This window comes from Pseudoalteromonas sp. HF66 (genome assembly GCF_011806445.1).
In the GTDB taxonomy this organism is placed as follows: Bacteria; Pseudomonadota; Gammaproteobacteria; order Enterobacterales; family Alteromonadaceae; genus Pseudoalteromonas; species Pseudoalteromonas apostichopi.
On record NZ_JAATOU010000021.1, the window covers coordinates 33,360 to 54,790 of the forward strand.

Genomic DNA, 21,431 nt, shown 5'->3' on the forward strand with positions numbered 1-21,431 from the left:
AAAAATTTTTGTAGCTCGATAACTCGCAAAGCGTTATGAATAGCTGTTTATGCCTTTTTATAAATTACTAACGAAAAAAAAAGTATAAAGGATCGCTATGATCTTTGATCCATTATGCTAGAATACTCCCCCGGTTATGAAAAGGGATGTTAATTCGGTATCGAATAAGCAAAAGGTTATCGCTACTAAAACCGTTTTCCACATCGGACTAAAATAATAAAAAAAGAACGTCGTAATATCTTTTTTAAATCAAAACATGAACTTACTAAAATTTCCTAAATGTTTTTTCATTTTGGGAGAATTAACTCTGTCTGTTATCTACAAAGTTATCCACAGCTTGCTCTTTAATAAACCTCTATTGGTTAATAATTCACAGTCGTTTTCTTGATGGCCTTATGGCATGCTTACAAACAATTTAATGTTATTCAATTAGGATCCAATTTCACCATGGCTCAGATCCCTGAAAATCCACTTATTCTTGTTGATGGTTCTTCTTATTTATTCCGTGCATATCATTCGCCACCACACCTTACTAACTCAAAAGGTGAAGCGACAGGCGCAATCTATGGCGTAGTTAATATGCTTAAGAGTTTGATCAAGCAATATGATCCATCACACATGGTGGTGGTATTTGATGCCAAAGGTAAAACCTTCAGAAATGACATGTATAGCGAATATAAAGCTAATCGCCCACCAATGCCGGATGACTTACGCACTCAGATCGCACCATTGCATAACATTATTAAAGCAATGGGTTTTCCGCTTATTAGTATTGAAGGTGTTGAGGCTGATGATGTCATTGGTACGTTTGCGCGTATTGCTTCAGAGCAGCAACGTCATGTACTGATCTCTACCGGCGATAAAGATATGGCGCAGCTTGTTAATGAGCATGTCACGCTTATTAATACGATGACTGATAGCATTTCAGATCCAGACACTGTGGTTGAGAAGTTTGGTGTTGGCCCTGAGCTGATCATTGATTATCTTGCCTTAATGGGCGACAAAGTCGATAACATTCCAGGTGTTGATGGCTGTGGTCCAAAAACAGCGGTGAAATGGCTGCAAAAATATGGATCATTGCAAGGTGTAATTGATCATGCTGGTGAAATTAAAGGCAAAATTGGTGAAAAGCTTGCTGCAGCACTTGATCATCTGCCACTTAGCTATGAATTAGCAACAATTAAGTGTGATGTTGACGTTGAGTCGGATCTAGAAAGCTTTAAGCTGCAAGAACCTAATCGTGACGAACTTATCGCACTCTATGGTGAGTGTGAGTTCCGCCGCTGGTTAGCTGAACTACTTGATAACCCTAAAGATGCTGACACTCATTTAGATGTACCAACAGAAGCTAACGAATTACCAAAAGTTGCTGATGCGCATTATGAAACAATTTTAACTGAAGAACAGCTTGATACATTAGTGACGCAGTTAAATGATGCCGAACTTTTTGCTTTTGATACTGAAACAACCAGCCTCGATTATATGCAAGCGCAATTGGTCGGTATGAGCTTTGCGGTTAAAGCAGGAGAAGCAGCGTATTTACCGGTAGCACATGATTATCCAGATGCGCCAGATCAATTAAGTTTAGAAACTGTAATGGCAAAAATTGGCCCAATCTTAGCTGACGAAAACAAAGCGAAAGTTGGACAAAACTTAAAATACGATAAAAGTGTGTTAGCGAATGCTGGCTACGAGCTAAAAGGCATTAAGTATGACACTATGCTGGAGTCGTATGTATTTAATAGTGTAGGTAGCCGTCATGATATGGACTCACTGGCACTTAAATACTTAGGCCACAAAAATATTAGCTTCGAAGATATCGCTGGCAAAGGTAAAAAGCAGTTAACATTTAACCAAATTGAGCTTGAAAAAGCGGCACCGTATGCCGCTGAAGATGCAGATATAACACTTCGTCTTCACCAAGTTTTATGGCCAAAAATTGATGCAGATAATCAGCTAAAGTCGGTATTTGAAGACATAGAATTACCTCTCGTTTCTGTGCTTTCTGATATTGAACGTACAGGTGTTGCAATTGATAGCAACATGCTGGCAGCTCATAGCCAACGTTTGGGTGAACGCTTATTAGAACTTGAGCAAGAAGCCTATGATATTGCAGGTGAAAAATTTAACTTAGGCTCGCCTAAGCAGCTACAAGCGATTTTGTTTGAAAAGTTAGAGCTTCCTGTTATCAAGAAAACACCAAAGGGTGCACCTTCAACTGCAGAAGAAGTGCTGCAAGAATTAGCTCATGATTACCCATTACCTAAGGTGATTATTGAGCATCGTGGTTTGTCAAAACTGAAATCAACGTACACAGATAAACTACCGCTAATGGTTAATGAGCGCACTAAGCGAGTGCATACTTCGTATCATCAAGCAGTAACAGCAACAGGGCGTTTAAGCTCAACTGATCCTAACTTACAGAATATTCCAATTCGTTCAGAAGAGGGACGTCGTATTCGTGAAGCCTTTATTGCTGCTCCTAGCCATAAAATTGTGGCGGCCGACTACAGCCAAATTGAATTACGTATCATGGCGCATTTATCACAAGATAAAGGCCTACTCACTGCATTTGCAAATGGCTTAGATGTTCATAGTGCAACAGCAGCAGAAGTTTTCGGGGTAAGTCTTGAAGAGGTTACCAGCGATATGCGCCGTAAAGCAAAAGCGGTTAACTTTGGCTTAATTTATGGCATGTCGGCATTTGGTTTATCACGTCAATTAGATGTGCCACGCCATGAAGCACAACATTATATTGATAAATATTTTGAGCGTTTCCCAGGCGTACTTGAGTACATGGAAACAACTCGTGAAAAAGCAGCAGAGAAAGGCTATGTAGAGACGATTTTTGGTCGTCGCTTACATTTACCAGAAATCAATGCACGTAACGGTGCTCGTCGTAAAGCTGCAGAACGTGCTGCTATCAATGCACCCATGCAAGGTACGGCCGCAGATATTATCAAAAAAGCGATGCTTAAAGTTCATCAATGGGTGAATGCACAAGCTGAAGGTTCAGTGAAGCTTCTAATGCAAGTGCACGATGAATTAGTTTTTGAAATTAAAGAAGAGTGTGTTGATGAGTATAAAGCTGAAATATGTAAGTTAATGTCTGAAGCTGCTACTCTCGATGTGCCATTGATTGTTGAAGCCGACAGTGGTGACAACTGGCAGCAAGCTCACTAATAGTCGCAATAAATGAGAGCTGTCAGCTATCAGCCGTCAGCTTTCAGACTAAAAGTTAGCGATTTGCTTGACCGTTATACCGTATTTATCTCGAATCTAGCTTCCAATTTAAGGGTCGCGGCATAAAGCCGCTGCTACAAGTAGGCGTGAAACTTGTTTCGCGCGTCTGAAGGCTGAAAGCTGATCGCTTCTGTATATAGAGCATCGCTTCGTGCGACCCGATTTAGCCAAAAATAAATCATTACTCTTTAACTATAACCCCAACTCCTGCAGTCTCTTTACGTGTTGGCGATAAAGCTCAATAGGGTCAACTTCACGAAAATTGTGTAAACCAATAAACTGATTAATCTCATCTAAGTGGTTCATTTCATAATTATCTTTAATTACCTGGCCTAAATGACTACTACAGCGTGATATAAGGCCATCATCTTTTCCTAAAATGAGTAATGAGCCAAGTAGCATGGGCAAATCAGTTAGATCCAGTATATTAGTGAGTGCTGCTGTACCACTCCACGAAAAATAGTACACACCATTTTCGGCAACTATCTGACCTTGCTCGCATTTATTTACCGGTAAGCCTTCAGGGTATTTTTGATTAAATGTGTTCGCACCCTGAGTACTTAAGCTATTTAATGCACCAAGTGTGTTTTGTGGTAATTCACTGTTACCTGATAGTAGTGAAATAACACCACCAAGCGCATCAAATATTAACTGGGCTGCATGTTGTGCTTGAGAGTTTGCTGGCAGTTTTTGATTAATAAGATCAATAATTTCACTACCATAATTTGCCCCTCCGATACTGGTTACGGAGGCAATAAGATCAGGTCTAGTTGATGCAACGTAGCGCACAGTTTGCGCTCCTTGACTGTGGCCAATCAAGTTTACTTTTTTGGCACCTGTCAATGCTAAAATTGTTTCGACTTGAGTGAGTAATTGTTCGCCTCGTATCTCAGAGCTATTTATAGCAGAGACCGCTGGTGTGAACACCAAGGTACCATCTTGGTTGAGACTGGTTGCAACATTATAAAAATAATCGAGGCCGAGTAAATTATCAAAACCCATTAGCCCGTGAACTAAAACAACAGGATATTGTGTCGTTGTTTTTTTTGCATGACAGCAAGGATTCATGAAAAAAAGTAAGGTAACAAATAAAAATAAGGGGATTTTCTTCATACCTTTTACTCTTCTACTGCAATTTTTATCACTAACAAGCCTTAAAAAAGTCTGATTTTAGCGTGCTTTAAATTCACTTTACCCTAAATTACGGCTCGCTGTAATGTTAATTTAAGGTAAACAAGAAAAGATGGTTTTAGTGTTTCGTTATATCTTTATCAATTTGTGTTGTTTCTGCGGTTGTGCAATTTATTTTTAATCTGGTATTTGCTAAAGTCCGCGCCGTCCTCATCCTGTAGGACATCCTGTTGATGATGCATCTGAAAGGATGCAACGTATTGATAGCTTCTCCCCAGTTTGCTATAACGACTCACTCCTTGTTGAGTGAGTCGCTTTTTCTTTCTCTTATCATACAATTCATTGCACAAATCAACGCAAGTGATACCATCAAAGTGATTCTTATTTACTTTCGAAGGAATGCGTTATGTTTAAATCTATGGCAATTGCTGCCTTTTCATTATCGAGTATTTTAGTTGCCCCTTTAGCCAGCGCAAACTGGCAAGTTAATAATGAGCAAAGCAACGTGAGCTTTGTGTCTATCAAAAAGAACTCAGTTGCAGAAGCGCATCATTTCAAAAAAGTATCTGGAACACTAGATGAGCAAGGTCAATTTAAGTTGATGATCGACCTGGCATCGGTTGAAACACTGATCCCTATCCGCAATGAGCGCATGACTAAGCTGTTATTTGAAACGGCTAAATTTCCTAATGCTGTGTTAACTGCTGATTTAAGCAAAACATTGTTAAAACTTGAGCCTGGTCAACATGTACTTAAAGGTTTAAAGGCTGAGTTAGACTTTCATGGCAATAAAAAAGACCTAACAATTGATGTGCTTGCTAATATGTCACCGAAAGGCGATGTAACCGTATCATCTTTTACACCCGTTATTATTAATGCGAGTGATTTCAAAGTAACAGAAGGTATTAGCGAACTGCAAAAGCTTGCAGGTCTACCATCTATTGCAACAGCTATACCTGTGACATTCTCTTTGACGCTTGATAAAGATAAATAATGCAATCACTTGCCGAATTAGAAGCCGCTCTTCAGGCTCCCGATAAACCCTTTGATCAATGGCAGCCACAAAATTGTGGGCAATTGCCAATGACGATTGATGCGCAAGGGCGGTGGTTTTATGCCGGCAGTGAAATAAAACGCGAGGCAATGGTTAAGCTCTTTGCCTCAGTTCTTTGCAAAGAAGTTGATACTTATTTTTTAAAAACGCCAGTCGAGAAAATGGCCATTACAGTCGATGATGTGCCTTTTGTTATTATAGATTGGCGTTTTGAAGACACAGAGCAAGGTCCTGCGCTTTGTTGTGTCGATAATTTGCAGCGTGCATGGCTCGTATCAGCAAAGCAACCATTGGTATTACGTGAATTTGAAGGTGTCAGCGTGCCTTATGTACAATTAGTACATGGCTTGGCTGCGCGGGTATCGAGAAATGTGTATTATCAGTGGGCTGAAATAGCCTGCTCAGATGAGCAGGGCTATTATTTAGAATCATTAGCCAAGCGTTATTACTTAGCCTAAGTGTTTAAGCTTCTGGTTGTTCGTCAGACTCAGGAGCTTCAACTTCAATTGGTCCTAAAAACCACTCATCTAGCTTTTTTGCAACTTCAGGTAAGCCTGTGCCTTTTAATGAAGAGAAGGCATGAACTGTAATATCACCATCTAAGCTACTTAACTCACGGCGAACTTGTAAAACTTGCGCTTTACGTGCGCCTTGTTTGAGTTTGTCGGCTTTAGTTAATAGTGCCAGCACTGGAATTTCACTACCAACGGCCCAGTCGATTAAGTCACGGTCTAAATCTTTTAACGGATGGCGAATATCCATTAAAACAACGATACCTTTTAAGCTTTGACGCTTTTGTAAGTATTCACCTAGCGACTTTTGCCATTTTTTCTTCATTTCGATAGGTACTTTAGCGAAACCGTAACCCGGTAAGTCGATAAGGCGTTTATCGGCATCAAGTTCAAAGGTATTGATCAGCTGAGTACGACCTGGTGTTTTAGAAGTTCGAGCTAACTTTTGATCAGTCAAAGTGTTTAGAGCACTTGATTTACCAGCATTAGAGCGACCAGCAAACGCGACTTCAATCCCCGTATCAGCAGGTAAGCGTGAGATATCAGGTGCGCTGGTAACAAAGGACGCAGTGTTGTATTTGATACGAGATTTGAGCACAGGCTCTCCTAGTCTTTTATAAAAAATAACAAGCAGTGGCTAATTTCCACTTAAGGCACGTATTTTATACTATTAAAGCAGCATTCAAAAGCGTATTTAAGCGTGCTAAATTGGCTTTAAATTAGGAAAATTACTAAGTAGAAACTTAATCTAAGTCAAATCCCTATAAATTATGAGCTTAATGTGGGCAGAAAACGTGCCAGAGAATTTATTATCGTGTAGAATATAGAAATCACAACATCCATATTGTAGATGATACAGGGTCGGAAACAGAGAATTCACCATGAAAAAAATAGCACTATCTTTAACTATATTGCTTGGTACGTTGTCAGCAAGCAACGCAACAGCATTTGATGGCGATGTAAACGCAGGTAAAGAGAAATCGGCAACGTGTGCGGCTTGTCACGGCCCAGACGGTAATGCACCGGTTAATATCTACCCTAAAATTGCAGGCCAACACGCAGATTATATCTATAAACAATTACAAGAGTTTAAATTAGGTATGACATCTGGAGGCAAAGAAGGTCGTATGGATCCAGTAATGAGTGGTATGGCTATGCCGCTTAGCGATCAAGACATGAAAGACCTAGCTGCTTACTTCTCTTCTTTAAATATGTCTGCAGGTACAACACCTAAAGATGTAGTTGAAGTGGGTCAACAGCTTTATAAAGCCGGCGATGCTGAGCGCGGTATTCCAGCATGTGCTGCTTGTCACGGTCCACGTGGTAACGGTACATCACTAGCAAAATTTCCGAAAGTTTCGTTCCAACATCCAGAATACATCAAGTCACAACTTGAAAAGTTCCGTGATGGTACGCGTAATAACGACTTAAACGGTATGATGCAAGATATCGCTAAAAAGCTAACAGATAAAGACATCGAAGTACTTTCAAAATACTTAGGTGGCTTACACTAAAGTCTGATTGCGGATAGAAATACTCCGTATTAATATGTGATTAGTGTGAAAAAAGCAGCGCAAGCTGCTTTTTTTGTATTTAACACATGTCGAAATCTCCTACTCTCGTGTGAGACATTGTCCATAGTGAGCTGTAAGCTAAATCCTATTTTTATTTCTATTTTTAGCATAACTCTTTGTTATTAAATGGATTGCACTTGTTGCAATATCTTATCTTTAAGAAAAATTATATAAATTAGTTGTAACAAAATTATTAATGAGTAAATTAACCACTGTCGCTGAGACATCAAAAACAACATGGACAATGTAATAAGGAAAGTGATTGCGGCAAGTCTTTAGGGGTTGACACTGGTTAGGTGTCCTAAAGGAAATAACAAAAAAGCGTCAGGATTGACCGAGAATAATAAAAGCTCATGGAAGTTTAATAATAAAAACAAAATGGAATGCTACACGGAAGGTTAAAAAAATAACAAAATGGATAAACAATAATAATAAAAATAATAAAGACTAAAAAGTCGAAGGGAGAAGTGTCCAGATAATTGGCGCTCAGATTAGTAGGCGGTAGAGATGTTTTCTCTACCGCCTTTTTATTTGTCCTGTTACAATAGCCACCGTTTGTACTAAAAGTATAAAAAGTGCGCAGTTCGTCAAGTTGACCAACCACATCCGCACATCGAATTCTTCTGGTTATGCCAGCATTACAATGCCACAAAGGCGTTGTGCACAACCTCTTAAGTGAGATGATCAAGATATGAGTAGAAAGAAAAAGTCGCGTAAAATTCCATCAAATGGTCCTGTACGTTTAAGCAAAGAAAAGCTTAAAGAAATGCGCGCGTTAAAAGAGCAGCGAGTTAAAAAGACCAAAGGCGCTAAACCAGGGTCTCGAAATGCACCTGATGCACTAAGCGCAGAAAACGCAGCAGCGAACAATCAACCGAAAGATAAGCGTGTTGGTAGTAAAAAGCCTATTTCTTTAGTTGCCCCTAAGGCCGAGCCGAAAGTTGAAATGAAACGCAACTTGAAACCAATGGTTGAGCTTAAAAAAGTGGCTGAGCCTGAATTAACGCCAGAGCAAGAGTTAGAAGCGCTAGAAAATGACGAGCGTCTACTGAAGTTGGTTGAGCGTCATGAGCGTGGCGAGTTATTAACTGGTAAAGATGCTAAGTACTTTAATAGTCGTATTGCTCGTCATCAGGCTTTATGCGAGCTATTAGGAATTGAAGATGAAGACGAGTACGAAGATGACTTTGAAGATGATTCATTCGATGAAGGTGAGTCTGACTTCGATAAGTACTTATCAGATGACTTAGCCAACGAATGGTTTGATGACGAAGATGAGGATGAGCGATGAGCACAACCTTGATTATTGCCATAGTAATTGGTGCGGCAATTATCGCAGGGCTTGCGTTTTATGCAGGACAACTTCTTTATAAACTAAAAGAGCAAAATAAGCTTATCGCCAAGAAGCAAGCTGAGCATGAGCAAAAGCTTGCAGCATCAAAAGCAAAACGTAATGCAAAGTTAGCCGATAGCATTCATTTAATTGCCCGTGCAATGAATGAAGAGCAATGTGAGTTCTCTGAAGGCTGCTTACGCATTTGGGTGCTGATCTCTCAATACAGCTTTGCAGAAGAGTTTGAGTTAAGTGAGCGTTACCCTGGCATCTTTAAAATGTACGAAGTCGTAAAAGATATGCCAACGCACGATGCTCGAAAGAAATACTCTAAAAAAGAGGTTTTCAAAATGGACACCGTTCGCTGGCGTGCTGAAGAGCAGCATAGCGATGAGATTAAAGCAGATTGCGCCCGCATAATTGAAGAGTTTAAAGCCGCGCCAGGCAGCGAAAACGTAGTATTCAATTAAGCAGAAGTTGTGATTTAAGCAAAATAAAAAGCAGAGCCTAGGCTCTGCTTTTTGTTGGGCTAGATAACTCGTGAGAAACGAGTTTGCTTGATTTGTTGTTGTAGGTGCGCATCAAAGCACATACAAATAATACGAATAAATAAATTACCGCGGGCTGTTACTGTGATCTTATCTTGGCTAATAGTCACTAAGCCATCAGCAAGCAGTGGGTCGAGTGCTTTTAGTGCCTCACAGAAGTAGCTAGCGAAGTTGATATTAAATTGTTCTTCGATTGCTGGTATATCAAGCTCAAACTGGCAGATCAATTGTTTGATTACTGCGGCACGTAAAGTATCGTCATCAGTTAGAGCGACACCTTTACATACTGCACTGCCAAACCCTTCTTGCACAGCTTTGTAATAGTGCTTTAACTCTTTTTCGTTTTGTAAAATAGCATTGCCAATTTGCGAAATAGACGACACGCCTAAACCTAATAAGTCACACTGTCCATGCGTTGTGTAACCTTGGAAATTACGATGTAATTGACCTGCGTTTTGCGCAATTGCCAGTTCATTGTCTTTACGGGCAAAGTGGTCCATACCGATAAACTGATAACCCGCCGCTAACATCTGCTCAAGTGTATTTTTGAACATAGTGAGCTTATCGCCAGCAGATGGTAAGTCAGCGTCTTTAATCTTGCGCTGTGCTGCGAATCTATCTGGTAAGTGAGCATAGTTAAATACCGAAACGCGATCGGGGTTTAGTTCAATAAGCTGTGCAATCGTCTCTTTGAAGCTCTCAGGCGTTTGCAAAGGTAAACCGTAAATCATATCGGCATTAATAGATTTAAAGCCAAGCTCACGAGCTTCACTAATCAAGCCTTTTACAGATTGCACGCTTTGTGGACGATTAACTGCCAGTTGCACATCATCATTGAAATCTTGAATTCCAAACGAGACACGATTGAAGCCAAGCTTACGTAGGTGAACTAGCATGCCATCAGCTAAAGAACGAGGGTCAATCTCAATACCACGCTCGGCATCATCAGCAAAATTAAAGTGCTGTTCAACTAACGTCATTAAGCGGCTCATTTGTTCTGCCGATAAAAAAGTTGGCGTACCACCTCCTAAATGCAGTTGCTCAACTTTATAATCAGCAAAAAGCGTTGCTTGCTCAGCAATCTCAAGCGCTAAATTATCTAGGTATAAATCGGCTTTGGATTGATGACGTGTGATCACCTTGTTACAGCCACAGTAATAACAAAGCTGACTGCAAAAAGGGATATGGATATACAGCGATAAAGAACGGCTTTTCGACGCTGCAATCGCGTTAATCATATCTTGTTGGTTATAACCATCAGCTAAAGACAATGCCGTTGGGTAAGATGTATATCGAGGCCCAGAAATATTGTACTTGTTGATCAGAGATTGATCCCAGCTTGGTAAATTTATCACAGTCAGCACTCCGCAATTGATTGAGCGGCTATTTTAACGAGTTTGCTGATCTAGCTATTTGATCTAGAACAATGTCGGAAGCTAGAAACTAATCGGCATGCTTTAAGGTTGTTGTAAAAACAAAAAGTTTACTATTTGAGCAATTGAATTAGTGATTGTTAAAATAAAGGGTTTTGCTAGTGACAAGGTTACAAAAACTTTTTATACTGCATCCCGCTTTAGTCAGTTAAACCTGCTAAACGCATCAAAAATTTAGCTTTCGCTAATACATTGGCCCCTTAGCTCAGTTGGTTAGAGCACACGACTCATAATCGTTAGGTCCCCAGTTCAAGTCTGGGAGGGGCCACCATTTTATTTATATTAAAACTTGTAAATCAACGCTTTACACCAATCTTTAATAGTTTTGTTCCACTTTTGTTCCACCCATGTTTTTATTCTTAAAATTCAACCAAATAAAATTATTTTTAATTTTTTAAAAATATTTTGTCAGGTTTTTTGAGTTTGTCTCGTCTATAGCTGCAAATGACACGAAGTTGTTCTATTCGGTGGTAGCGATAGGCAGTGTCTTATGTATCTATTTTTACGAAAAGGACAAGCTCATGACGACTACAACATCAACTGTGAATACGCTAAAACTTGATTCAACGAATGCACCATTTAGTGATGCTGCTCTTTGGTTAAAAGAAGGTTGGGGGCTATTTAAAAAGGCGCCGTTTAAACTTTTCTTACTAATGACACTGTTCGCTATTTTGCCTGGGCTAGTGCAACTATTGCCAGCACCTATAGGTTTAACATTATCGAAATGGTTAGCGCCTATGTTAATGGCAACCGTGTGGCCTTTATTGTTTAACCTAAATAGTAATCAAGGCTTTTCATTTCGACACAATACAACATGGGCGAAGTGGGGACGAGTTGCGGTTTGGTCAGTAGTGGGTATTTTACTCGCGCTGGTGCAACTTGCTGTAGGGAGTACTTTGATTGGAAGTGAGCAGTTATCGGCATTATTATCTGGTCAGTTTGTTGATGTTGAGCGTTGGCGCGTAGGAGTTATGTTTGTATCAATTGTTCCTATGAATATGCTGCTTATATTTGTGGTACCTCTGTTACTTTTAAGTAATTCTTCACTTAGTGCAGCTGTAAAAGAAAGCCTTGCAACAGCACTAAGAGTGATTAAACCGCTAAGCGTACTTTGTTTGATTAATATGCTTGTTACCTTTGCTGCACCGTATAGCCTTTTACCTATGCTACTGATGGGGCCTGTATTAGCGTGTACTTTCTTTTGTGCCTATAATCGTCTGTTCAAATAATAATAAAAACATGGAAGTACAGTGAAAGCTGATGTTCAAATAAACACATTGCTGAATGAATACGCGCCGCTGTTGGCGCGTGTTGCTGCAACCTACGAGATCAATCAAGCGTTACAAGATGAGCTAATTCAAGAGATGTCATTGGCGCTTTGGCGCGCATTTGAAAGTAATGAATCATCACCAGATATTGCCTTTCGAGGCGATGCTAGCATAAAAACCTATATCGCCCGAATAGCTCACAATAAAGCAGTTGATCATGTGATTAAAGAGCAAAACCGTAAAGAGGTTGCAAGCTCTGAGAGTGTTGATTACACCCAAGCTTTAAGTGCACACAAATCACAAGACGACAGTTTAGATTTAATGGCTGCCCTGCGTAAATTAACGCTGAAATATAGGCAGGTGCTTGCTCTACAGCTTGAAGGGTTTAATCAAAGTGAGATAGCCGAAACACTGGGTCTGTCTGAAGATGCTGTTGCGAAACGTGCAAGTAGAGCAAGGCAACAACTTGCAAGCCTAATGGAGTGAATGAAGTGGATAAATTCGAAGCAGATGATCAATTAGCTAAGTGGCAGCAGGCATTCGTGCAGGCAACGCCGAAAGTGGATAGCGCTGCATTAATTGCACAAACACAAAAGTCGCGAACTAAATTAAAGCTAAAAGGTTTAATAGACTCTTTATTAGGTGTTGTGGTAACCGTGTTTTGTATTTACGCCATGTTGTTTGAGGCAAAACATACTTATGAAACCTTCATGTTTGCACTATTAGTGCCTATTCCACTAGGTTTTGGCGTTTGGTCTTACCGTTTAAGACGAAAGCTTTGGCGGGCTGAAACGCTAGACGTAAACGCGATGCTCAACTTTAAAGAAAGCCAGCTGAAACACCAAGTTCATTACTGGTATGTGAGCTTTATTGGCTGTGTTGCTCTTTGGTCCGCTCTGCTAATTGTTGCCTTGTTTAACATGGTTATGTTTAAAACATACAGCCTATGGCTTATCCAGCTTGGTATCAATGGCATTATAGTGTTCGCTGTTTATATACGTCATAAAAAACTAAAATCACAGCTTGCTGCAGCGCTAGAGAGTATTCAAGCGATGCGCTGATATTGCTACTTGACGGGCTGTTCCTAAAACTTATATAACTTGTTATTCAAATAATAATAAAGGATATAAAGATGGAAGTTTTATACAGTATTTTGTTTTGGGGATCGCCAGTCGGCTTAGGGTTGTTCTTTTTCTTATCCTGCACTGGGGCTGGGGTACTTTTCTGGGGGATTGCGCAGCTTAAGAAAGCCTCATCAAATTAAAAAGCCGATGTGTGAACATCAGCTTTTTAATTTTAGACTTTGACTATTTGTAACCGTTAGGGTTATTACTTTGCCAGCGCCACGTATCTTGCATCATTTCATCGATGCCTCGTTCAGCTTGCCAGCCAAGCTCTTTTAACGCTTTTTCTGGTGCTGCATAGCAAGCTGCAATGTCGCCTGCTCTACGCGGTGAAATTTGATATGGGACAGCTTGACCGCTGGCTTTTTCAAAAGCGGTAACCATTTGCAGTACTGAGTAACCATTACCTGTGCCAAGGTTAAATACGTGTGCACCTGTATCAGTTGCAATACGGTTAAGTGCTTTTAAGTGACCTAATGCTAAATCGACGACATGGATATAATCACGAACACCTGTACCATCTACAGTATCGTAGTCATCCCCAAATACACCTAGCTTTGCTAGCTTACCCACTGCGACTTGCGAAATATAAGGTAATAAGTTGTTAGGTATACCATTCGGGTCTTCACCAATCAGGCCGGATTCATGCGCGCCGACAGGGTTAAAGTAACGTAAGATAACAAAGGCAAAGCGTTCATCTGATTTTGCGATATCTTGTAGCATCATCTCAACCATAAGCTTTGATGTGCCATATGGGTTGGTCGTACCGCCAACCGGGAAGTCTTCACGAATTGGCAAACTTGCAGGGTCACCGTATACAGTTGCTGATGAGCTAAATACTAACTTAAATACGCCAGCGTCACGCATGGCATCAACCAAAGTCAGTGTACCTTGTACGTTGTTTTGGTAATACTCAATAGGCTTTACAACCGATTCACCAACCGCTTTTAAACCAGCAAAGTGAATAACACTATCAATTGCGTGTTCACGGAATATTTTGTCTAGGCAGGCTCTATCTAAAATATCACCTTGATAAAACGTGACGTCTTTGCCAGTGATTTGTTTTACGCGAGCCAGTGACTCATTCGATGAATTACTTAAATTATCAAGAACAACAACATCAGTGCCTTGTTGTAATAATTCTAAAACGGTGTGAGAACCGATGTATCCGGCTCCGCCGGTGACTAAAATGGTCATAAAATATCCATGAACTATACCTGGTTGAATTAGCCTTATTTCAGCACATTTTGCGTTAAATTACATAAATAAATTGTGATTCATAACAATAAAGCAAAAACATGAATCGCTTGTTTTTGATTACATTTTGCACCATATTGGTTACACCTAAGTGTTTAGATATTAAGCTATAGTTAATTGTCAGCAGCTAAAATTTAATCATTAGCTATACCTGTTAAGTGGAGAAACAGATGAATACAGTAAAAAAAATTGCCTTAGCAATGGTCATTGCACTACCTGCTTTTGCTCATGCAGGAGAGGCAAAGGTTAAATGGCATGACTTTAACGATTACCGTGATGTAGAACCTGGCAACAATTCACCAAAAGGTTCATTTCATAAAAATGTGGCGAAAAATTTTGAAAAACACTTCAACAAGCTTGCCGAAAAGTTACCTGAAGGCTACACCTTTAACGTTGAAGTGACAGAGCTTGACCTAGCCGGTGATGTGCGTTTTGGTACCATGAATGAGTTACGTATCATCAAGCCAATTTACTTCCCACGTATCGACCTAAATTATTCGATTACCGATAAAAACGGTAAAGTGATAAGTGAAGCAAATGATATCAAGCTTAAAGATATGGGATTTATGGATCGCATGAAAATGGGGCGCGATGAAGCCTACTATTACGATAAGCGTTTAATCACTGATTGGTTTGAAGATGAGTTATTGCCGTCGTTAAATTTGGGCGAATGATAGCTGTCAGCTGTCAGCTGTCAGTTTAAAGTTGAACTGTGTTGTTTGTGGGTCTTGTAAAAGACCTACAACTTGGGAGGCGTTTATCGCCGAAAGCTGCTCCCACATGTAGGCGTGAAATTTATTTCGCACGAAAATATTTGCACCAAGATAAGTGAATGAGGAAGTGATGATAATACTTTTTTGTTTCCCTCTAAAGCGCAGCGCCTCTTAGCCTCTTTGTGAATTAAAGATCTTTTTCCAACCACAGAGGACACAGAGAGCACAGAGGAAAAGAAGAGAGATTCAAATAGTGTTTATGTTCAGCGAAGCGTCTCTTACCTCTCTTTGTGAGATTAAATGTCGTTGGTGTAGGCGTGAAATTTATTTCGCGCGTAAGCCTCTATAAAAATAGAGGCTTCTACGTTACTTAAACGTCGCTAACAGTTGTAGTAACTGTTGCAGTTTAATAACGGTTTTTTTCAGTTTTTCTTCGTCCATACCGTCGTTGCTTAAGCTTTCTACATCAGCAGCAACATCGAGAACGTAAGGTTTAAAGCGTTTTGCTTCAAAATCAAAGCCAGCATCTTTTGCAAATAAGGCTTTGAATTTACCATGGCCTTGCTGCTGTAAGTCATCTAATTTTTTATCAGCATCAAGTGCCTGACGATAAACGATTTTTAGGTTAGCATTGAGTTGTTCAATAATTGAATCCATTTTTTTCCTAAAGCTTTAGACTGCAATGCCGATATAGTACGTGGATTGTCATAAAAAGTCAGGTAATGAACTATGAATATATCAGGATCAAGCTTACCAGCGATGAGTGGCGGTGGCGAAAGTGCAGAAGTTTACAGCGCATCGCTTGCTAAAAAACAGCAAAAGGCTGATGGTGCTGCGGCACTTGCACTTATCGAAGGCGCAGCAACATCGAGTGCTGCAGCGCAAACACCTGCTAAGTCGGTAACTGCGACACTAGGTAACAACGTAAACGTATACGTTTAGTTGTTAAATTAGATAGGGCGTGTTGACCCTTTATGATTGATTTTGCAGCAGTGTGTTTGGTATTTAGGCAAGGCAGAGCCTATGTAGTGTGGTTGTTCCACATAAATAGGCGATAACGCAGCATTAATGCCAAACACGCGCTGCCCTTCGGGTTCTTCCTAGGGGCGATTAACTCTTTGTTACTCGATTTTTACTTAGCCCACTAGGTTACAAATCTCGCGCCGCGATTAAATCGCCCCTAGAGTGAACAAATTTCAATCAATAAAGGTCAACACGCCCTTAGATCGATAGGCGTTTTACTTTGCTCGCCACCGATCTCGCGCACCAGCTTAGGAACCAAGAATCCCGGCAATGCTGCCAGCATAGCCGTCACGATTTCCCGTGCCTGACTCTCAGCTATATCAAAATGGCTGGCACCCTCAACTTTATCTAGTAGATGTAAGTAGTAAGGAAGTATATCTGCCTCAAATAGTGCTTCACTTAGTGCAACTTGTGAATCAACAGAATCATTCACATCTTTCAGTAATACCGCTTGATTTAATAACGTAACCCCCGCGACTTTTAATTTTTGCATAGCCGCTTTAAATTCATCATCAATTTCGTTGGCGTGATTGATATGGTTTATAAACACCACTTTTAAAGGCGATGCAGCAAAGCGCGAACATAGCTCATCGGTAATTCTTGCTGGGATCACCACAGGCAAGCGGCTATGAATACGCATGCGTTTAATTTGCGGTAGCTGTTCGAGCTCATCCATAAACCAACTAACAGCATCGTCCTTGGCCATCAATGGATCACCACCACTCAAAATGACTTCGTTGATGTTGGCGTCGGCTTTTATATATGCCAGTGCCTCAATTAAACTGCGTTTGTTTAATTGGTTTTCTTGATAAGGAAAATGACGTCTAAAACAATAGCGGCAATTTACAGCACAACCGGTTTTAAACATCACTAAAACGCGAGAGCGATACTTGTGTAATAAGCCCGGTTGATTATTATCTTGTTCTTTTAGAGGGTCTTTATCGTAACCTGTTTTTGCTAAAAACTCTTGGTGTTTTGGCATCACTTGCAGCAAAAGAGGGTCGTTTATGTCGCCATAACGCATTTTTTTGATAAAAGGCAGTGGCACACGGACAGGAAAAAGACTGCGTGCTTTGAGGTCTTTTTCGTCTACTTTGCTTGATAATCCTAGCATTTCTAGCAAGCGTTCAGGACAAGTGACAACATTTGCCAATTCTTTTTGCCAGTTTTTATGCAAATTTACTTCATTTCTTTGTATCATTGACACGTAGATTACTCGAAATTATTTAGACAGAGGAAACGATGGCGAATTATAGCACCAATGAGTTCAAGGGCGGCCTAAAAATTATGTTAGACGGCGAACCTTGCAGCATCTTAGAAAATGAAATGGTAAAACCAGGTAAAGGCCAGGCGTTTAACCGTGTTCGTATTCGTAAACTTATCACAGGTAAAGTACTAGAAAAAACATTCAAGTCAGGTGAATCAGTTGAAGGTGCAGACGTAATGGATACAGATTTAGCGTATCTATACACTGACGGTGAGTTCTGGCACTTCATGAACAACGAAACATTTGAGCAAATCGCTGCTGACGAAAAAGCGCTTGGCGACAATGCAAAATGGTTAGTTGAAAATGACGTTTGTACAATCACGCTTTGGAACGGTAGCCCAATCGCTGTGACTCCACCAAACTTCGTTGAATTAGAAATCACTGAAACAGATCCAGGTCTAAAAGGTGATACAGCGGGTACTGGCGGTAAACCGGCAACATTAAGCACAGGTGCTGTTGTTCGCGTTCCTCTATTCGTACAAATCGGCGAAGTGATCAAAGTTGATACACGTAGCGGTGAATACGTGAGCCGTGTTAAGTAACAGGCTTTGTTAATACCAATTCGCAATAATACTTAATCATTTTGAGGGATTAAACCTGTCGCTAGCTACGTTAAAAATTTCTGATTTAGAACAACTAAATAACGAAATTTTTGCCTTGCTATCAACAAGGTTTTATTGCCTCAAAATAGACCACTTAATTAAGCGAGTTGGTATGAATTATTATAAAATCCCAGCTTCTGCTGGGATTTTTTTTGGGAAACACTATGTCTAATGTCCTTTGGCAACCAAGCGCCGATATTGAAACTTTACGCCACCGTGCCGCTATCATCCGCCGTATTCGCGAGTTCTTTTATGCACGTGATGTTATGGAGGTTGAAACGCCAAGCTTAAGTGCGGCCAGTGTAACCGATGTGCATTTAGCGACATTTAGTACCGAGTTTGTAGGTCCTGGTCATGCTGGTGGCTTACCACTTTATTTGCAAACGTCACCTGAGTTTGCCATGAAGCGTTTACTTGCTGCAGGCTCTGGGGCTATTTTCCAGCTATGCAAAGCCTTTCGTAATGAAGAGGCGGGTAGTCATCATAATCCTGAATTTACAATGCTTGAGTGGTATCGTCCGGGTTTTGATGAATTTGCCCTTATGGATGAAATGGATGAGCTTATGCAATTAGTGCTTGGCGTAGAAAGCGCAGAGCGACTAACTTATCAACAAGCTTTTATGAACGCCTTAGGTGTTGACCCTTTAACCGCTAATATCAGCACTTTGCAGCAACTAGCAACGGAGCAGGGCTTTGCCGATATTGCTGCGCATGAAACGCACCGAGATACCTTGTTGCAGCTATTATTTTGTATGAAGGTAGAGCCAACGATTGGCCAAGAAAAGCCTTGTTTTGTTTATCATTTTCCAGCTTCGCAAGCGGCTCTTGCCCAAATTTGCCAACATGATGAGCGAGTCGCAGGGCGCTTTGAGTTATATTTCAAGAATATGGAGCTGGCAAACGGCTTTAATGAACTAACAGATGGCAAAGAGCAAGCAGCTCGCTTTAGTGAAGACAATCAATACCGTGAAGCGAATGGTTTAAAGCAAGTGCCAATGGATGAGCGCTTAATCGCTGCGCTAGAGCATGGCTTACCACAATGTGCGGGTGTAGCGCTGGGTATTGATCGACTCATTATGCTGGCAACGAATAAGCAAAAGATTAAAGACGTACTCGCCTTTGATGTTGAAAGGGCTTAATTTATTAGGTTCTAGGAATTTGGGTGCTAAGTAAAAAACTTAGCACCGAATTGCTTATAGCTCGTAAATAAATGTCACACCGGCAACCATTGGTTCGCCAAGCTGCGTGTAAGTGTGAGTGGTGTATCCATCTAATGGGTCGTTACCAAACTCAAAACCACGGGTTGGTACGTCTTCGTCAAATAAGTTACGTGCCCATGCATTAATGCTCCAATTATCACCTTCATAACCAAATGAAGCATTCACTAAATTCGTGCTTGGTGCTTTTGAGTTATGGCTATCAGAGAAGTAATAATCGTCTTTACCCTCTAAACCAATCGATGCATAAAGTGCAGGCGTAAAGTTATAACGCGCAGTGAATGCATATTGGTACTTAGGTGCTTGTGCTTGGTCGCGACCATCTTGATCAAGACCTGATTGAGCCAAAAAGTCATTGATTTCTGTATGTAGATAACCTGCACTACCTGTAAGTAGTAAATTGTCAGTTGCTTGGAAGCTACCTTCAATTTCTAAACCGTAGTTTTCGCCAGAGCTGGCGTTATCGATATAGCCTGTGAACTTTTGACCTTCAACTTGCCACGATTTTAGCTGCATATCTTCTCGATACATATAAAAGGCGGCTAGACGTAACACAAATTTATCGTCTAGAGAGCTGCCTTTAACACCAAACTCACCGCTCCATAAGTACTCAGGGGCAAATGATGTGTGATTAGCAAAAAAGTCAGCATCGAGGTTTAAGCCTTCGTCTTTTGCTTTTGCTAAAGCTTCAGAGTTAATACCGCCAGCTTTATAGCCACGGGTGATGCTGGTGTAGATCATGGTGCGATCAATGACTTGATATTCAAGCGCAAGCTTACCACCGACCATGACATCATCAGTTTCTTCAATAAAACCGTTATTGTCGGTGTAGTCGCCTTGGTACTGTTCAACGCGCAGACCTGTAATTAAGGTTGTTTTTGGGCCAATAGGTGTAGCTAACTGCCCGTATGCAGCAATATTGCTGGTTTCATAATTTGATGCAAAAGGTTGTGCCTGCCAAGTGTATTGGCGCTCTAAATCGACTTCGCGGCCTTGGTAATAAATACCTGCCACCCAATCGCCCGCTTTGCCATTAAATTGTAGCTCGGCTGCTTGATCTTTTCGGTCGCGTAAATAGGTATCTGTTGAGCTATAACCCCACTCATGTAGGCCTGCAGCACATAGTTCAGGCTGAGCTTCATCGTTACATACCCAATCTTCGTCGAAGCTGTATAGCAGCTCGCTGTCGATCCCTGAAACATTTAGGCTTACATCAAACCAATCGAAGCCGGTGTAAATGTTTGCAAGGCCAACGGCGATACTTTCTTGATTATCCTCACCAGGCTCATCAGCAACGCTATTACGGCTATTATCGAGCGTGAAAGCATCATAACCGTTATTAATATCAATATAATGAACGTTAAGTTCTGTGCGTAAGTGGCTAGTTAATTGGCTGTGCAATTTAAAGCGAGAAACGAGCTCGTCTTGTTGTTGGGTATCTTCACCTAAATAACGGTTTTCTACATAACCATCAGACTCGCGTTGATAAACACTGGCACGCACTGCAGTATCATCAGTAATACCAGTACCTGCTGCAATACCTGCTTCGTAGCTATTGTAGTTGCCCGCACCCAGTTGCACTTTAACGCTTGGATCAAAGGTTGGCGCAGCTGATTCCATTTGAATCATGCCAGCTAAAGCATCAGCACCAAATCGAGTTCCTTGTGGACCGCGATAGATTTCAACTTGGTCGATATCAAATAATAGCGAACTGCCACCTAAACCAGAGTAGTTAATGCCGTCAATAACTAAGCCAACCGACGGGTTAATAGGATCAACAAATTGCGAGCGTAATCCAACACCACGAATTTGCACGAAACGACCACGAGATGCGCCTGAGGTAAAGTTTACGTTGGCAGCGCTAGCTAGCATCTCATCTAAAAACTTTGCACCACGTTGATTGATTTCATGGTCTGAAAACAAGCTTGCACTGGCACTTAAAGTTTGAATGCTCTCTTTTTGGAAATCACCGGTAACTACAATTGTTTCCAGCTCACCGTCTTCAGCGTAAGCAATCGAAGATGCTGCGAATAAAGGCAGGATGGCAGCAGATAATAATGATAAACGTCGTTTCATGCGGGTTCTTAACTCCATTTTAGGGACTGCTATTCTAGCAACCTAGCTAGCCAAAT

General features: G+C 40.7%; 21 protein-coding genes and 1 tRNA gene. 15 read left to right on the forward strand and 7 right to left on the reverse strand.

Annotated features, from left to right (window positions below):
• Nucleotides 1–447: 447 nt before the first annotated feature.
• Complete coding sequence (gene polA / locus HCZ11_RS16680) at nucleotides 448–3,183, forward strand: DNA polymerase I (RefSeq protein WP_130049876.1); 2,736 nt, start codon at nucleotides 448–450, stop codon at nucleotides 3,181–3,183.
• A gap of 252 nt (nucleotides 3,184–3,435) precedes the next feature.
• On the opposite strand, the gene HCZ11_RS16685 is transcribed toward polA, so the two are convergent.
• Nucleotides 3,436–4,356, reverse strand: a complete 921-nt coding sequence (locus tag HCZ11_RS16685; protein ID WP_167659000.1) for a triacylglycerol lipase — start codon at nucleotides 4,354–4,356, stop codon at nucleotides 3,436–3,438.
• A 424-nt stretch (nucleotides 4,357–4,780) separates the two neighbouring features.
• Between HCZ11_RS16685 and HCZ11_RS16690 the strand changes: the two genes are divergently transcribed.
• Nucleotides 4,781–5,368 (forward strand): YceI family protein, encoded by a 588-nt coding sequence (locus HCZ11_RS16690; RefSeq protein ID WP_130049874.1) that lies wholly within the window; start codon nucleotides 4,781–4,783, stop codon nucleotides 5,366–5,368.
• A complete protein-coding gene (locus tag HCZ11_RS16695; RefSeq protein ID WP_130049873.1) occupies nucleotides 5,368–5,886 on the forward strand; it encodes a DUF1285 domain-containing protein in 519 nt (172 codons plus the stop codon). Before HCZ11_RS16690 ends, HCZ11_RS16695 begins: the two co-directional genes overlap by 1 nt.
• Before the next feature lie 4 nt (nucleotides 5,887–5,890).
• Here the strand turns inward: HCZ11_RS16695 and yihA are convergent, their stop codons facing one another.
• A complete protein-coding gene (gene yihA / locus HCZ11_RS16700; RefSeq protein ID WP_130049872.1) occupies nucleotides 5,891–6,538 on the reverse strand; it encodes a ribosome biogenesis GTP-binding protein YihA/YsxC in 648 nt (215 codons plus the stop codon).
• A 283-nt stretch (nucleotides 6,539–6,821) separates the two neighbouring features.
• Between yihA and HCZ11_RS16705 the strand changes: the two genes are divergently transcribed.
• The 3 genes from HCZ11_RS16705 to HCZ11_RS16715 all read left to right on the forward strand — a co-directional run bounded on the left by HCZ11_RS16705 (nucleotide 6,822) and on the right by HCZ11_RS16715 (nucleotide 9,317).
• The gene (locus tag HCZ11_RS16705) at nucleotides 6,822–7,454 is read left to right on the forward strand and encodes a cytochrome c (RefSeq protein WP_130049871.1); all 633 of its coding nucleotides are present in this window, start codon (nucleotides 6,822–6,824) and stop codon (nucleotides 7,452–7,454) included.
• 751 nt (nucleotides 7,455–8,205) lie between these two features.
• Nucleotides 8,206–8,805, forward strand: a complete 600-nt coding sequence (gene yihI / locus HCZ11_RS16710) for a Der GTPase-activating protein YihI (protein ID WP_167659002.1) — start codon at nucleotides 8,206–8,208, stop codon at nucleotides 8,803–8,805.
• Entirely contained in the window at nucleotides 8,802–9,317 is a 516-nt protein-coding gene (locus HCZ11_RS16715) for a DUF2489 domain-containing protein (protein WP_130049869.1), read from the forward strand. The genes yihI and HCZ11_RS16715 overlap by 4 nt, the downstream gene beginning before the upstream one ends.
• A gap of 59 nt (nucleotides 9,318–9,376) precedes the next feature.
• Here the strand turns inward: HCZ11_RS16715 and hemN are convergent, their stop codons facing one another.
• Nucleotides 9,377–10,750, reverse strand: coding sequence for an oxygen-independent coproporphyrinogen III oxidase (gene hemN / locus HCZ11_RS16720; protein WP_167659004.1), 1,374 nt, complete (start codon nucleotides 10,748–10,750; stop codon nucleotides 9,377–9,379).
• A gap of 272 nt (nucleotides 10,751–11,022) precedes the next feature.
• Here hemN and HCZ11_RS16725 point away from each other — a divergent pair.
• The 5 genes from HCZ11_RS16725 (at nucleotide 11,023) to HCZ11_RS19750 (ending at nucleotide 13,360) form a co-directional block, all read left to right on the forward strand.
• Nucleotides 11,023–11,099, forward strand: a tRNA-Ile gene (locus HCZ11_RS16725).
• A 250-nt stretch (nucleotides 11,100–11,349) separates the two neighbouring features.
• Nucleotides 11,350–12,057: a hypothetical protein gene (locus HCZ11_RS16730; RefSeq protein ID WP_167659006.1), complete on the forward strand. Its 708-nt coding sequence runs from the start codon at nucleotides 11,350–11,352 to the stop codon at nucleotides 12,055–12,057.
• 21 nt (nucleotides 12,058–12,078) lie between these two features.
• A complete protein-coding gene (locus HCZ11_RS16735) occupies nucleotides 12,079–12,582 on the forward strand; it encodes an RNA polymerase sigma factor (RefSeq protein ID WP_130049866.1) in 504 nt (167 codons plus the stop codon).
• 5 nt (nucleotides 12,583–12,587) lie between these two features.
• On the forward strand, nucleotides 12,588–13,157 hold the full coding sequence (locus HCZ11_RS16740; protein WP_167659008.1) for a hypothetical protein: 570 nt from the start codon (nucleotides 12,588–12,590) through the stop codon (nucleotides 13,155–13,157).
• 71 nt (nucleotides 13,158–13,228) lie between these two features.
• Nucleotides 13,229–13,360, forward strand: a complete 132-nt coding sequence (locus HCZ11_RS19750) for a hypothetical protein (RefSeq protein ID WP_268795669.1) — start codon at nucleotides 13,229–13,231, stop codon at nucleotides 13,358–13,360.
• Between the two features lie 43 nt (nucleotides 13,361–13,403).
• On the opposite strand, the gene galE is transcribed toward HCZ11_RS19750, so the two are convergent.
• Nucleotides 13,404–14,417: a UDP-glucose 4-epimerase GalE gene (galE, locus tag HCZ11_RS16745; RefSeq protein ID WP_130049864.1), complete on the reverse strand. Its 1,014-nt coding sequence runs from the start codon at nucleotides 14,415–14,417 to the stop codon at nucleotides 13,404–13,406.
• Nucleotides 14,418–14,647: 230 nt separating this feature from the next.
• Here galE and HCZ11_RS16750 point away from each other — a divergent pair, with 230 nt between their 5' ends.
• The gene (locus HCZ11_RS16750) at nucleotides 14,648–15,151 is read left to right on the forward strand and encodes a DUF3016 domain-containing protein (RefSeq protein WP_130049863.1); all 504 of its coding nucleotides are present in this window, start codon (nucleotides 14,648–14,650) and stop codon (nucleotides 15,149–15,151) included.
• 405 nt (nucleotides 15,152–15,556) lie between these two features.
• On the opposite strand, the gene HCZ11_RS16755 is transcribed toward HCZ11_RS16750, so the two are convergent.
• Nucleotides 15,557–15,847: a hypothetical protein gene (locus tag HCZ11_RS16755; protein WP_054554123.1), complete on the reverse strand. Its 291-nt coding sequence runs from the start codon at nucleotides 15,845–15,847 to the stop codon at nucleotides 15,557–15,559.
• Between the two features lie 72 nt (nucleotides 15,848–15,919).
• Between HCZ11_RS16755 and HCZ11_RS16760 the strand changes: the two genes are divergently transcribed.
• On the forward strand, nucleotides 15,920–16,132 hold the full coding sequence (locus HCZ11_RS16760) for a hypothetical protein (RefSeq protein ID WP_130049862.1): 213 nt from the start codon (nucleotides 15,920–15,922) through the stop codon (nucleotides 16,130–16,132).
• 268 nt (nucleotides 16,133–16,400) lie between these two features.
• On the opposite strand, the gene epmB is transcribed toward HCZ11_RS16760, so the two are convergent.
• The gene (gene epmB, locus HCZ11_RS16765) at nucleotides 16,401–17,414 is read right to left on the reverse strand and encodes an EF-P beta-lysylation protein EpmB (protein WP_167659010.1); all 1,014 of its coding nucleotides are present in this window, start codon (nucleotides 17,412–17,414) and stop codon (nucleotides 16,401–16,403) included.
• 41 nt (nucleotides 17,415–17,455) lie between these two features.
• Between epmB and efp the strand changes: the two genes are divergently transcribed.
• Together efp and epmA are read left to right on the forward strand one after the other, a co-directional pair.
• Nucleotides 17,456–18,022: an elongation factor P gene (efp, locus tag HCZ11_RS16770; protein ID WP_054554126.1), complete on the forward strand. Its 567-nt coding sequence runs from the start codon at nucleotides 17,456–17,458 to the stop codon at nucleotides 18,020–18,022.
• 224 nt (nucleotides 18,023–18,246) lie between these two features.
• Nucleotides 18,247–19,221 carry an elongation factor P--(R)-beta-lysine ligase gene (gene epmA, locus HCZ11_RS16775; protein ID WP_167659012.1) on the forward strand — a complete coding sequence of 325 codons (975 nt, stop codon included), beginning with the start codon at nucleotides 18,247–18,249 and terminating at the stop codon, nucleotides 19,219–19,221.
• A 54-nt stretch (nucleotides 19,222–19,275) separates the two neighbouring features.
• Here the strand turns inward: epmA and HCZ11_RS16780 are convergent, their stop codons facing one another.
• Nucleotides 19,276–21,375 (reverse strand): TonB-dependent receptor, encoded by a 2,100-nt coding sequence (locus tag HCZ11_RS16780; protein ID WP_167659014.1) that lies wholly within the window; start codon nucleotides 21,373–21,375, stop codon nucleotides 19,276–19,278.
• Nucleotides 21,376–21,431 lie beyond the last annotated feature (56 nt).

Excerpts from the sequence above, each read along its gene's own strand:
- polA (WP_130049876.1), top strand. The coding sequence starts at position 448 with ATGGCTCAGATCCCTGAAAATCCACTTATTCTTGTTGATGGTTCTTCT.
- HCZ11_RS16685 (WP_167659000.1), bottom strand. The coding sequence starts at position 4,356 with ATGAAGAAAATCCCCTTATTTTTATTTGTTACCTTACTTTTTTTCATG.
- HCZ11_RS16690 (WP_130049874.1), top strand. The coding sequence starts at position 4,781 with ATGTTTAAATCTATGGCAATTGCTGCCTTTTCATTATCGAGTATTTTA.
- HCZ11_RS16695 (WP_130049873.1), top strand. The coding sequence starts at position 5,368 with ATGCAATCACTTGCCGAATTAGAAGCCGCTCTTCAGGCTCCCGATAAA.
- HCZ11_RS16705 (WP_130049871.1), top strand. The coding sequence starts at position 6,822 with ATGAAAAAAATAGCACTATCTTTAACTATATTGCTTGGTACGTTGTCA.
- yihI (WP_167659002.1), top strand. The coding sequence starts at position 8,206 with ATGAGTAGAAAGAAAAAGTCGCGTAAAATTCCATCAAATGGTCCTGTA.
- HCZ11_RS16715 (WP_130049869.1), top strand. The coding sequence starts at position 8,802 with ATGAGCACAACCTTGATTATTGCCATAGTAATTGGTGCGGCAATTATC.
- HCZ11_RS16730 (WP_167659006.1), top strand. The coding sequence starts at position 11,350 with ATGACGACTACAACATCAACTGTGAATACGCTAAAACTTGATTCAACG.
- HCZ11_RS19750 (WP_268795669.1), top strand. The coding sequence starts at position 13,229 with ATGGAAGTTTTATACAGTATTTTGTTTTGGGGATCGCCAGTCGGCTTA.
- galE (WP_130049864.1), bottom strand. The coding sequence starts at position 14,417 with ATGACCATTTTAGTCACCGGCGGAGCCGGATACATCGGTTCTCACACC.
- HCZ11_RS16750 (WP_130049863.1), top strand. The coding sequence starts at position 14,648 with ATGAATACAGTAAAAAAAATTGCCTTAGCAATGGTCATTGCACTACCT.
- HCZ11_RS16755 (WP_054554123.1), bottom strand. The coding sequence starts at position 15,847 with ATGGATTCAATTATTGAACAACTCAATGCTAACCTAAAAATCGTTTAT.
- HCZ11_RS16760 (WP_130049862.1), top strand. The coding sequence starts at position 15,920 with ATGAATATATCAGGATCAAGCTTACCAGCGATGAGTGGCGGTGGCGAA.
- epmB (WP_167659010.1), bottom strand. The coding sequence starts at position 17,414 with ATGATACAAAGAAATGAAGTAAATTTGCATAAAAACTGGCAAAAAGAA.
- efp (WP_054554126.1), top strand. The coding sequence starts at position 17,456 with ATGGCGAATTATAGCACCAATGAGTTCAAGGGCGGCCTAAAAATTATG.
- epmA (WP_167659012.1), top strand. The coding sequence starts at position 18,247 with ATGTCTAATGTCCTTTGGCAACCAAGCGCCGATATTGAAACTTTACGC.
- HCZ11_RS16780 (WP_167659014.1), bottom strand. The coding sequence starts at position 21,375 with ATGAAACGACGTTTATCATTATTATCTGCTGCCATCCTGCCTTTATTC.